We start from the raw sequence: 11,404 nt of genomic DNA on the forward strand, positions 1-11,404 counted from the left end.
GTGAACTATTACAGTCGAGATGCCAGTGGAATGATGGAGACGCGATCGCCCACTTCCGCATTATCAACATTCGGTGCGACTTCAATTAAGCAGTTGGCCTCACTCATTGAACGCAAAATACCCGAACCCTGTGAGCCCGTAGATCTGACTTCTAGCTGACCATTGGTGCTGATGCTGTATATCCCACGTGTATATTCAGTGCGACCGCGGCGCGAGCGGATACGCTCTTGTGTAACAGCGGATAGCGTTTCAGGCTGCCAGTATGCATCGCCTTGCATTTTACGAATGGCCGGCTCAACGAACTGTAAGAACGTCACCATCACTGCGACAGGGTTGCCTGGTAGCCCAAAGAAAGGCTTATCGCCTAGTGTGCCGAAGGCGAGCGGTCTGCCAGGGCGCATGTTGACGCGCCAGAAGTTAATGTCACCCAGTTGGTTTAATACGGTTTTGATGTAGTCTGCATCGCCTACAGATACGCCGCCGGACGAAATTACCATGTCGGCTTGCTTTGTTGCAGCGAGGAGTGTGTCGTTCAGTGCTGCTTCCGTGTCTTCAATGATGCCGAAATCGCGGATCTCGCAACCGAGTTTGGTGAGCATGGCTCGTAGCGTGTATCGGTTCGCATCATAAATGCAGTGAGATTTTGCTGGTGTACCTGGTGCTTGTACTTCATCACCGGTTGAAAATAGGGCAACCTTTATCGGTTTGAATACTTCAGCGCTATCAAAACCTAGCGACGCCATCATTCCCAGTTCTGCTGCTCCAATGCGCTTTCCGGCATGAAAAATCGTCGAACCTTTTCGAAGATCTTCACCCGCTTGACGCACATTTTGCCCGGCACGGACAGCACCTTTATCGGTATCGAAAGACACTGTTCCGTTATCGTTGCTTGCCTGTTCACGCATGATCACCGTATTTGCGCCTTCAGGAACGGGCGCGCCAGTCATAATACGCACACATTCTCCTGCTGAGAGTTTTTCAGCATAGTGGTGACCTGCAAACACTTCACCCACGAGACGATAGGTTTCGCGTTCAATATCGTCACTGCGAATGGCATAGCCATCCATTGCCGAGTTGGTAGAAGAAGGCACGTTGACGGGCGCGACGATATCTACTGCGAACACGCGATTAGGCAGTTCACTAAGGCCGCATGTTTCGGTGTTTTCAGACACCGAAATCGCGGCAAGGATTTGGCTTTTGCCATCTTCCATAGACAGCATGGTTGGCGACAGAGAATCGCACGTGGCGGTTTGTGCGTGATGGCTTTCCATCCAACGATGAATAAACCCCACTAAACTTCCAATGTCATTGATGTCTAGACGGGGCAGGGACGTTGATGAAAGCGCGAAAGAGGGTGCAGAAGAAGGTGGCTCATCGCAAGCGATCGCCACAATGTTTGGATCTTCCGGGTGAAGCCAAGGCTTTTCAAGTGCCCAGCGGTGAAGTTCTATCTTGGGGAAAGCCTGATGCTTAAAACCTTCTACTAACACTAAATCAGCGTTGTTTTGGTCAAGTTGACCAAGCAATTGATTGAGCGTGCATTCGTCATCAGGGGTTTCCGTCATTAACGCGTGGCGATAGCGAGAGCTGATGAGCATTTGCGTTGCGCCTGCTTTGCGAAGGCGATAACTGTCTTTACCCGGTTTATCGACATCAAAATCATGATGCGCGTGTTTGACCATGGCAATGCGAATGCCTTTCTCGACCAAGGCTGGAATGAGCTTTTCCAACAGGGTCGTTTTACCTGTCCCACTGAACGCAGCAAACCCTAAAATGGGCAGTGAGCAGTTGGACAAGCTCATGAAATAGCTCCGTACTTCTCCAATTCATCCGGGGTGTTTAAGTTGATGAAGGCATCATGCTCATCACTGAAATCAACAAAATGAGTGGTACAAAGATCGTAGAGCATCACGATTTTTCGGTCACCGTTAGCGAGAAAGCGATCGAGGCGTTCAAAAATATCGCGCTTCATCATGGTCACGACGGGTTGAACGGATTCGCCATCATGGGCAACCACAATCTCGGTCTCTTCATTAATCGCAGAGACCATTTTTTTAATCAGATTGTGTGGCAAGTTGGGACAATCACAAGGCACAAAGCCTAACCATTCACTATCAAGGTGTGACATCGCAGCATGCATTCCGCCGAGTGGTCCAGGAAAGCCTTCCAATACATCACCAAAGACTGGACCATATTGCTGATAGATTTCTTGATTGCGGTTAGCGTTCACCGCAATGTCAGCACCTTGCTCTTGCAGTCTGTGATGAACGTAATCAATCAAAGGTTTCTGATTCAGGGTCACAAGTCCCTTATCTTGGCCACCCATGCGGCGAGCTTGGCCGCCAGCGAGAATGACCCAAGTGGTGTCAGGATGCGAAGGCATGATTGTCCTTGTCGATAATATTGAGTTTAGGTTTATGGATTAGACGCTGATTTTCAATCCGCCATTGTTGATTGCAGCATTCCGTCAATTTGTTGGGATGATGGCTAGTGATCACCAAACTGGCGCCACGTTCTATCAAGTCATCAATCATATGCTTTTGCGCATCAATGGCATCAGGATCTAGGTTAGCGCAAGATTCGTCCATCAGAAGGATTGAAGGGCTGAGTGCCCAAGCGCGCGCCATGGCGACCTTTTGTTTCTCTCCGCCAGATAGTACGGAGATATGTTCGTGGCTTAAGGCTTCTAGCCCGATTTTGCGCAAGGCTTGCATTGTAAGCTGACGTCGCCGTCTTTGACAGAAATGCTTGCCCATCAAGCCATAGGCGACATTTTCAGCCACTGTACCATCAAAAAGGTAAGGGGTTTGATGCATGTAAACCACGCCACTTTGACCTGAAAACCCTGCTAGTCGTTGTAACCATGAAGGACGTTTTAGATTCAGTGTACCTTTGGTTGGCTTTTGAATGCCGGCCATGACTTTCAACAAACTGGTTTTGCCGATACCGTTTTGTCCGGATAAATAGATAGCATCCCCTGGGCAGACCTTTAATGAGGGGATATGAAACAGCAATCGATGCTTATATTTCACAGAAAGGTCGATGGCTTCCAATGTAATTTGACTCATCATTGCCCCTGATTATGTCCGTAAATGGCCGTTTCCGCGGGCAAAGCTGATGAAGAAATTCATCGTCAAAGCCAGCAACAACAGGACCATGCCAAGTGCGACTCCCTCTGCAAAAGCGCCTTTTGATGTTTCTAACGCTATGGCGGTGGGAATGTTTCGGGTGTAATTGAGAATATTGCCGCCAACCATCATTGAACAGCCAACTTCAGTGATAATGCGGCTAAAAGCGGTGATAACAGCGGCAAGAAGAGGGAATCGAATCTCCCACATTAAGGTCATCATGGCTCGGGGAATAGAAGCGCCTAAGGTGTAGGCGGTTTCCCATGCCCGTTTGTCACTATTTTGAAAAGCTGCATGCATCATCGACACCAAAATCGGTAAGCTGATGAGGACTTGCCCCAATATCATCGCTTTTTGTGTGAATAGCATTTTCCAGTCACCCATAGGGCCTGCCCGTGACAAAAGCATATAAAGCAATAGCCCAATGACCACAGTAGGAACAGACTGGAGCGTGTTCACGATGGACAAGATGATCCACTTGCCGGGGATCTCCCAATAAGCGAGCGCAAAGCTAAGCAATAGGGCGGGCACGATGACCAACCCAATCGCAACAAGGGACACGGAAAACGATACCCCGACAATGCCCCATAGCGTGGTATCACCACTAAATAGCAGTGCGGCGGCTTGTCGAGTTGTTTCCAGCATGTCCATTAGCCTGCATCCGCCACGAACAGTTGCTGACCGTTTACTCTAAAATCATTAATCATGGCTTGCGCTTTTGGGTTAACCAGCCAATCACTTAGCTCTTTTGCACCTTGGTAATTGAGGTCTGGATAGCGGCTAGGGTTGATCAGAATAACTTGGTAAGGGTTGAATAAGCGTTTGTCGCCTTCAACGAGAACACCAAGTTCCAGCTTGCTTTGATACGCCAGCCAAGTACCACGATCGGTGAGAGTGTACCCTTGAATTTCATTCGCCATAGTGAGGGTGGGGCCCATTCCCTGACCAACGGCCTTGTAGGCTGAAAATTCCGGTTTAACAGAAGCCGCCTGCCAAAGAAGGAGTTCTTTTTTGTGGGTGCCGGAATCATCCCCTCGTGAAACAAAGTGCCTGTCCGTTTCTGCCACTTTTGCTAATGCGGCAGTGACATCTTTGATGCCTTTGACCTTTGCAGGATCGCTGACTGGGCCGACAAGTACGAAATCGTTATACATGAGTCCTCGTGGAAGAACGCCGTAACCTTTATCCACGAACTTGGCTTCTGCGTTTGGTGCATGAGTCATCACCAAATCCACGTCGCCATTCTCCCCCATTTTTAAGGCTTTACCTGTGCCAGCCGCGAGCACTTGGACGTCGTAGCCTGTGTCTTTTTTAAATTCAGGGAGGAGGAAATCCAGCAAGCCTGAGTGATAGGTGCTGGTGGTGGTTGCCAGCCGAACGAGTTCTGCTGCGCTAACAGTTCCGGAAACGGAAAGTAGAATTGAAACCAGTGCGAACATTTTAGTTATTTTCATTGAGTTCATTAGTCTTCCTGACGATGGTTATTTTGATTTTATGACCTCATCAATGAATGAGGGCAAATATAGACTAAGCAACAAAAATGCCAAATTTTCCGCCTGTGCATCAATAGGTTTAATTAACTGAAAATTAAAAGTATTTCTGACTATCTGATGACTTGTAGAGCTGAGTGCAATGCATTGAACTGTGGCGAGTCTCATAGACTGAGTCAAAATGTCCCATGTATGATGGCAGGCAAGAAACGAATAGGGATGTTCATAAAATGAAGGATGCGTTGCAGCAATTTGGTTTCTCTGCCTTGGTGGTTGATGACGAACCCGGCATGCGAGCGATCTTGAACAAAGCGTTGTCTAAAAAGCTCACTCAGGTTGAAACCGCATCGTCTTTGGAAGAGGCTGAAGCCCTGCGCAAGCGGAATCACTTCGATTTACTCATCGTGGACATTAACTTGCCAGGACGTTCTGGTATTGATTGGCACGAAGCGTTTGATGATGATGAGCGTCGTAGCGACATTATTTTCATGACGGGTTATGCCGAACTGGAAACCGCCATTAAAGCGCTTCGAGCAGGCGCTTCAGACTTCATTCTCAAGCCTTTCAATCTGGAGCAAATGCTGCAATCAGTGCAACGTTGTCTCGATAAACGCATGATTGAGCGTAAAAATATTGCGCTTCAACGTGATGTCGCCCGTTCGTTTCCCATCGATATTATTGGCGAAGCGCCCAAAACACTCGCCATGCGTGAAGTTATCTCGCGCCTTGCGCCGTCTCCCGCTGCGGTATTAATTGAAGGTGAATCGGGCACAGGTAAAGAACTCGTCGCGCGCGCACTTCATGGTATGAGTGGTCGTTCGGGGCCTTTTGTTCCGCTTAACTGCGGAGCCATTGCGCCAGAGCTATTAGAAAGTGAGTTGTTTGGGCATGTTTCAGGCGCGTTTACTGGCGCGCGAAAAAACAAAGATGGCCTTTTTAGAGTGGCAGACAAAGGCACCTTGTTTCTTGATGAAATTGGCGAGATGCCATTATCCATGCAGGCGTCTTTGCTGCGTACGTTAGAGCAAAAAACCATTCGTCCTGTCGGTGCTGAGCGTGAAGTCAGCGTGGACGTGCGTATTGTCGCCGCGACCAATCGAAATTTGCATGATGAGGTCGGGGAAGGGCGTTTCCGAAAAGACCTTTTCTATCGTTTGAATGTGTTATCAGTGGAATTACCACCACTGAGAGAGCGTGTTGATGATATCGGATTGCTTCTCAATCACTTCTCCGATGTGTTGGCGCGGGATCTTGGGCTAAAACCCGTCGTGTGGTCAGAGCACGAGCTAGCCGCAATGCGATATTACGATTGGCCGGGCAATATTCGAGAACTGAAGAATACCGTCGAGCGAGCAATATTATTGGGTAAGCCAGATCTTCGCCATTGGCAAGGTGACTCGCTCTTATCGATAAGTGACAACTTAGACGAGCATCAAACGCAATTAGATCAGGAGCGTCACGAAGAGGGTTATCCGTTAGTTTGGCCTTTAAAAGAGGTGGAGCGGGCGCACATTGAGAAAGTTGTTGGTGCGCATGAGGGAAACAAGTCCGCGGCGGCACGACAACTTGGTGTGGCGAGAAAAACCTTGGAGCGAAAATTTAAAGAGTGGCTTGATGAATAGGGTTATCCCTTGTTGGGTGCGATGGGGGATGAAGGGAGTCAGCGATGAACTTGATTAACAAGTGGCGACAGCGTTTTCGAACCATGGTGCGTTACCGCCTGTTGGTGCTGACATCCGTGCCCATTATCATTACGTTACTCGCACTCATCGCACTGACCATGTATTGGACGGTCGCTTATTCGTGGAAAAATGCCTTGTCAGGCGTCAAAGCAGACCTTGCTGTCGCCAGCAACAGTATGGAAGTACTGCAACGAGAACAACGTAGCCAATTACATGCCATCGCCGATTCATATGACTTTCAAACGCAAATTGCCCGAATAGCTGACAAACCGGAAAAGATATTGAGTTGGGCGCAATCGCGTGCAGATAAGTATGGCGTGGACTTCCTTGCTGTATATCCTGCCAGTGATATTGACCGATTGCCGCAAAGCTTGAGACAACGAATTTTGAACGGCAAAGAGCAGACATTTTTTCAAGTGATGTCTGCGATCGAACTGGACTCGATTTCCCCCGATATGTCTGCCCGCGCTGAGATCCCGCTGTTGCAGGAAAACATCAAGGAATCACGCGGTTTAATTAGTCGCACCTTGTTACCTCTTTACGATGTAAACGGACGATTAGAATGGATTGTGGATGGAGGGTTACTGCTCAACAACAGTACCGTCTTGGTAGATAGGATCCGTGACCTCGTATTTCCTCCGGGAAAACTGCCCGAGGCCAGCGTGGGAACCGTCACCCTGTTCATGGATGATATCCGTGTGAGTACCAATGTCCCCTTAGACAGTGACAATCGTTTTGGGCGTGCCATTGGGACGCGAGTGTCAGATGAAGTGCGCAATACTGTGCTGCTTGATGGCGATGAGTGGGTTAATCGCGCATACGTTTATGATGCGTGGTACATCTCTGCGTATAAGCCCATCCGAGACTTCAACAATACGGTTATTGGCATGCTTTATACCGGCTACCTTGAATGGCCGCTGATCAGTCGATATCTCACCAACCTCATTGAACTTGGGGTAGGGATTTTGCTAACGCTTCTCATCTCAGGGCTACTGGTTTATCGCGGTGCCAAAGACTTATTCCGACCTATTGAGCGTATTCACCGTGTGGTTCATCTTATGCGCTTTGAACAAGATGCGAGGATCGGCAAGTTGGGTTTAGACCCTCAGCACGAACTGGCTATTCTCGCTCGACAGTTCGATAGCATGCTTGATCAGCTAAAAAAGCAAAATGAAGCGATTCGACAAAGTGCTTTAGAGCTGGAAGATAAAGTTAAACAACGAACAGCCAGTTTGCATGAGAAAACCGAAGAGCTAGAGCACAACATCAGCTTGCTAGAGCAAACTCGAAACAAGCTGTTATTAAACGAAAAACTGGCAGCACTGGGAGAGTTGACTGCCGGGATCGCGCACGAAATAAACAACCCCACCGCGGTTATTTTGGGCAATATAGAGTTGATGGAGTATGAGCTGGGTAAGCATAGTGATCTTATTTCGGAGGAGATGAGCACGGTGCTGGCGCAAATCGACCGTATTCGAAATATCACGCGTAGCCTGTTGCAATACAGCCGCCAAGGGGGCGTTCAAGATACTGTCACTTGGCAACATGTGAATCCCGTGATTGAAGAAAGTGTGGTGCTAGTGCGTTCGGGCACAAAAAAACAAGATGTCGACATCGAGACCGAACTCAATGCCAAGTGTTGTGTGGAGATCAACCGTCATCAGCTTTTGCAGGTGCTGGTTAACCTACAGATGAATGGCGTTCATGCTATGAACGATAAAGGTAAGTTAATCGTGAAATCTGACGATTGGGTAGATATTCGAGGTGTTATACAAGGCGCTAAAATATCTATTCAAGATTTTGGCTGTGGCATTGCAAATGAAAACATGACCAAAATATTTGACCCCTTTTTCACCACGCGTCGATCTGGTACAGGGCTTGGATTGGCAGTCACCCAAGGTATCGTCAGTGGCTTGGGCGGGGAAATAAAAGTGGATTCGCAATTGGGCGAGGGTACGACATTCACGCTTTACTTGCGTGAAAAAATCCAAATGGGTGATGAAATCACGTCATTGAACGTTGTGGAGTAGCGGTAAAGTCAGCCTACTCTGCAGCCCACATTTGTTTGCCAGTATGCGCAAAGTGATAGCCCCCAAACTGTTCACTTTGCTTAAGAGTCGCGACGTCATCCAAATGATGAACTAGTTGCTGAACCAATGCGCGAAAGTAGATGTTTTTGGGGATGACGAGTTCAAACGCCTCGTTGGCGATAGGGTGAAATGCTAACCCAAATTCGCCAGCACCACTTTGGCTACCAAAACCAATGTCAGCGGCACCGCGGGCGATGGCGGAGCCAAGTTCACGCTCGCTCAGGCATTCAACCACGGTATTCAGTTGATCGCGGGTTGTTCCGTTTCGAAATAGCCATTCATCCATAGCACGCGCACTTCCTGCGCCGTCTTGTCGTCCTGCCCATCGCCACTTATTGTCGATAAAGTGATGTGGGTCTTCGAGTTTTTCGAGCATTTCAGAACGCATGATCAGCCCTTGCTGACGTTCAAATGCGTGAAGCAGCACCCAATTTCTATGACCAGAGTACTGTTGAATCAACGCTGGGTGACGCAGTTTTGCTTCTTCTGCATTTCCCCAGTGAATGGCGCAGATATCAACGTGACCTTTTTCTAACATCGCGAGGCCTTGTTTGGTGCCGGTCGCGGTATAGCCAACCAGTGCTGTGCTGCCAAGAGCCGCCGCCATCTTGCTTACAATGTGCTGAAGCAAAGGGTCATCAGAGCCTGCAATGAGTAGGCGATCGTTGAAGACACCGTTGTGGCTCGATTCAATCAACCAACGGTCAAGTAGGCTTTTAGGGAATAGCCATTTTCCAGTGACCTTGGTGGCGGGTAATACGCCATCGTTAGCAAGGCTATAAACTTTCTTTTCGTTCAGATCGAGGTATTCTGCGACCTGACGTGCATTCATAAAGGCCGGAAACTCACTCATCACGACCGCCTTTTACATCAAATTCGATATTCTCAGCCCCGTTAAACACCTGAAAGCGGTGGCCTTTGGCGCGGGCAATCATAGTAATGCCTAACTGCTTGGCGAGATCGAGCCCCATTTGGGTGATACCGGAACGTGACAGCAACACGGGAATTCCCATTTGCGCCACCTTGATGACCATCTCCGAGGTCAGTCTTCCCGTCGTATAAAAGACTTTGTCGCCCCCCGTTTCGCCTTCAAGCCACATCTCTCCCGTCAAGGTATCAACGGCATTATGTCTCCCAATGTCTTCGACAAAGGAAAGGATTTCTGTATCTCTGCATACGGCGCAGCCATGCACGGCGCCTGCGGCTTTGTAAGTGTCATTGTGGTGGGTGAGTGCTTCGAGTAAGCCATAGAGCATAGATTGTTTAATGTGTGGGCGAGGAAGCTGAAGGTTTTCTAATTTCTTCATGACGTTACCGAACATGGTGCCTTGACCACACCCTGAGGTCACCGTTTTCTTCGATAAGGTTTCGTCTATGTCTTCGTTCTGTTCGCTTGTGACAACAGCCGCTGATTGGGTTTGCCAATCAATAATGACGGAATCGAGCGCACTGACATCTTCAATCAACCCCTGATTCTTCAAATACCCTAACACCAACATGTCAGGGCGGGCACCGAGTGTCATCAGCGTCACGATCTCCTGCCAATTGAGGTACACCGTTAACGCTCGCTCGCACGCGATTTGCTTGGTCATGGTTTCTCCATACTCGTCATGAACCATGACATCGATGGTTTGGGGGATCTCTGATTGCGTGGTGATGATTTTTGGGTGAGGCATCTAGCCGAGTTCCTTGTGACTGAAAATGAGAATGCTTGAATCCATAGGTTATTTGCAAAACCTGTTCCAACCCTTTGTGACTGGTATGTGTTTTGCTTTGTTGGGTAAATAGCAACCACAGCAGCAAGCGCAGCATCGGCTAAATCTACGTTTGGAATATGCTGCGGACATGACAAGGAGTGATGTGTGCCTGTAACAATCAAAGACCCTCAATACTGGCTCATGCAATTTGATCTGGTGTCGCAAGAAGTTGATGTTGGTCGTTGGAAAACCAAGCGTTGGTCGATCGCCAACTTGCATCTGCCGCGTGAAGAGGCAGAACGAATCGACAGCCAAATCTCTATGCCTCTAGAGCTTTATAAGGATGAGAGAACCGACTACCGATTCAACCTCAGTTCTCGCGACCCCCACCTGTTTTTTGTCTTTGACGTTCAAGATGATGAATCCTTAAAACCTCTGAAAGTGACCGCGGCACAATCCTGTGCAGCGAGTTTTATGGATGGCGATTACGTGGTGCTTTCTGAGCCGATGCCACTGCCGATTCAAGCATGGATGGAAGCGTTTATTGGTCGTCACGGTGAGTTACTAGAAGTGCGTAAGAAGAAGCGTCGTGGCGCGGGGAGGGCGAGTGGCAACTGATTCTTTTTTGCACCGATGGAATAAGCGAAAACAAGCGATTGCGGAAGGCGAATCCAGTGAATTGAATGCCGAATTGCCGTTGAGTGACCAAGCTGTTGTTCGGGGCAAAGACATGGTAGTGACCACTTTGGATGATGCATCGGATGTTCTTAGCGATGACAGCCATGACGCCCTTGACGTTCGAGCCTCCAGTGATCACATGGATGACGCTCAAGAAGAAGCGATATCAATGCCGGACATGGATGATGTTGCACGTTTGAAGCAAGGGGATTCTGCTGCGTCTTTTCTGGTTAAGGGCGTGTCTGCGGAGATCAAAAAAGCAGCGCTGAGGAAGTTGTTTCACAGCGAGGCTTATAACGTGCTGGATGGGATGAATGATTACGATCTTGATTACTCGAATAAAGCGTCGCTTTCCGCTGAGGTAGCAGCGAGTTTGCGTCAATGGACGAAAGAGCAAGTCGACGATTTACCCGACGACGCTTCTGAACAGCTTGATGCTGAACACAATCCTCATCAAACCGTGATGGAGGAGGAGCAACTTCCTCAAGAAGATTCTGAGAAGGCTTCCGAACATGGTGAGACAAATAGTACCCATGGAGATAATGGGGACAAATTGTCCAATGATGCGGGACAAAATGTCCCAATAGATAATGTGGATAATAATTCAGGCGGATCCTGACTCCTTATTCGTCATTTTAT

The 11,404-nt window shown here is 48.5% G+C and carries 11 protein-coding genes; 4 read left to right on the forward strand and 7 right to left on the reverse strand.

Annotated elements, in window-relative coordinates; all coding sequences use genetic code 11:
- Positions 1-8: 8 nt before the first annotated feature.
- Genes L4D06_RS01885 through L4D06_RS01905 form a run of 5 tightly spaced genes read right to left on the reverse strand, consistent with a single transcriptional unit; the run spans position 9 to position 4,591 of the window.
- A complete protein-coding gene (locus L4D06_RS01885; RefSeq protein WP_429737673.1) occupies positions 9-1,802 on the reverse strand; it encodes a bifunctional molybdopterin-guanine dinucleotide biosynthesis adaptor protein MobB/molybdopterin molybdotransferase MoeA in 1,794 nt (597 codons plus the stop codon).
- Entirely contained in the window at positions 1,799-2,383 is a 585-nt protein-coding gene (mobA, locus tag L4D06_RS01890) for a molybdenum cofactor guanylyltransferase MobA (RefSeq protein ID WP_274163778.1), read from the reverse strand. Before mobA ends, L4D06_RS01885 begins: the two co-directional genes overlap by 4 nt.
- The gene (locus L4D06_RS01895) at positions 2,367-3,068 is read right to left on the reverse strand and encodes an energy-coupling factor ABC transporter ATP-binding protein (RefSeq protein WP_274163777.1); all 702 of its coding nucleotides are present in this window, start codon (positions 3,066-3,068) and stop codon (positions 2,367-2,369) included. The genes mobA and L4D06_RS01895 overlap by 17 nt, the downstream gene beginning before the upstream one ends.
- Positions 3,069-3,080: 12 nt before the next feature.
- Positions 3,081-3,779, reverse strand: a complete 699-nt coding sequence (locus L4D06_RS01900; RefSeq protein WP_429737674.1) for an ABC transporter permease — start codon at positions 3,777-3,779, stop codon at positions 3,081-3,083.
- Positions 3,779-4,591 (reverse strand): ABC transporter substrate-binding protein, encoded by an 813-nt coding sequence (locus L4D06_RS01905; RefSeq protein ID WP_429737675.1) that lies wholly within the window; start codon positions 4,589-4,591, stop codon positions 3,779-3,781. Before L4D06_RS01905 ends, L4D06_RS01900 begins: the two co-directional genes overlap by 1 nt.
- 257 nt (positions 4,592-4,848) lie before the next feature.
- Between L4D06_RS01905 and L4D06_RS01910 the strand changes: the two genes are divergently transcribed.
- Together L4D06_RS01910 and L4D06_RS01915 are read left to right on the forward strand one after the other, a co-directional pair.
- Complete coding sequence (locus tag L4D06_RS01910; protein ID WP_429737676.1) at positions 4,849-6,240, forward strand: sigma-54-dependent transcriptional regulator; 1,392 nt, start codon at positions 4,849-4,851, stop codon at positions 6,238-6,240.
- Between the two features lie 44 nt (positions 6,241-6,284).
- On the forward strand, positions 6,285-8,330 hold the full coding sequence (locus tag L4D06_RS01915) for a sensor histidine kinase (protein WP_429737677.1): 2,046 nt from the start codon (positions 6,285-6,287) through the stop codon (positions 8,328-8,330).
- A 13-nt stretch (positions 8,331-8,343) separates the two neighbouring features.
- Here L4D06_RS01915 and L4D06_RS01920 read toward each other — a convergent pair whose 3' ends face one another.
- Together L4D06_RS01920 and L4D06_RS01925 are read right to left on the reverse strand one after the other, a co-directional pair.
- Positions 8,344-9,243 carry a substrate-binding domain-containing protein gene (locus L4D06_RS01920; protein WP_274163772.1) on the reverse strand — a complete coding sequence of 300 codons (900 nt, stop codon included), beginning with the start codon at positions 9,241-9,243 and terminating at the stop codon, positions 8,344-8,346.
- Complete coding sequence (locus tag L4D06_RS01925) at positions 9,236-10,066, reverse strand: formate dehydrogenase accessory sulfurtransferase FdhD (RefSeq protein ID WP_429737678.1); 831 nt, start codon at positions 10,064-10,066, stop codon at positions 9,236-9,238. Before L4D06_RS01925 ends, L4D06_RS01920 begins: the two co-directional genes overlap by 8 nt.
- A 186-nt stretch (positions 10,067-10,252) precedes the next feature.
- Between L4D06_RS01925 and L4D06_RS01930 the strand changes: the two genes are divergently transcribed.
- Both L4D06_RS01930 and L4D06_RS01935 read left to right on the forward strand, forming a co-directional pair.
- Positions 10,253-10,705, forward strand: a complete 453-nt coding sequence (locus tag L4D06_RS01930; protein ID WP_274163770.1) for a DUF3305 domain-containing protein — start codon at positions 10,253-10,255, stop codon at positions 10,703-10,705.
- Positions 10,695-11,384 (forward strand): DUF3306 domain-containing protein, encoded by a 690-nt coding sequence (locus L4D06_RS01935; protein ID WP_429737679.1) that lies wholly within the window; start codon positions 10,695-10,697, stop codon positions 11,382-11,384. Before L4D06_RS01930 ends, L4D06_RS01935 begins: the two co-directional genes overlap by 11 nt.
- Positions 11,385-11,404: the final 20 nt, after the last annotated feature.

The sequence above is a fragment of the Enterovibrio makurazakiensis genome, assembly GCF_050336585.1.
Classification (GTDB): Bacteria; Pseudomonadota; Gammaproteobacteria; order Enterobacterales; family Vibrionaceae; genus Enterovibrio; species Enterovibrio gelatinilyticus.

What these genes read in the sequence shown, in the direction of transcription:
- L4D06_RS01885 (WP_429737673.1), bottom strand. Translation starts at nt 1,802, where the DNA reads ATGAGCTTGTCCAACTGCTCACTGCCCATTTTAGGGTTTGCTGCGTTC.
- mobA (WP_274163778.1), bottom strand. Translation starts at nt 2,383, where the DNA reads ATGCCTTCGCATCCTGACACCACTTGGGTCATTCTCGCTGGCGGCCAA.
- L4D06_RS01895 (WP_274163777.1), bottom strand. Translation starts at nt 3,068, where the DNA reads ATGAGTCAAATTACATTGGAAGCCATCGACCTTTCTGTGAAATATAAG.
- L4D06_RS01900 (WP_429737674.1), bottom strand. Translation starts at nt 3,779, where the DNA reads ATGGACATGCTGGAAACAACTCGACAAGCCGCCGCACTGCTATTTAGT.
- L4D06_RS01905 (WP_429737675.1), bottom strand. Translation starts at nt 4,591, where the DNA reads ATGAACTCAATGAAAATAACTAAAATGTTCGCACTGGTTTCAATTCTA.
- L4D06_RS01910 (WP_429737676.1), top strand. Translation starts at nt 4,849, where the DNA reads ATGAAGGATGCGTTGCAGCAATTTGGTTTCTCTGCCTTGGTGGTTGAT.
- L4D06_RS01915 (WP_429737677.1), top strand. Translation starts at nt 6,285, where the DNA reads ATGAACTTGATTAACAAGTGGCGACAGCGTTTTCGAACCATGGTGCGT.
- L4D06_RS01920 (WP_274163772.1), bottom strand. Translation starts at nt 9,243, where the DNA reads ATGAGTGAGTTTCCGGCCTTTATGAATGCACGTCAGGTCGCAGAATAC.
- L4D06_RS01925 (WP_429737678.1), bottom strand. Translation starts at nt 10,066, where the DNA reads ATGCCTCACCCAAAAATCATCACCACGCAATCAGAGATCCCCCAAACC.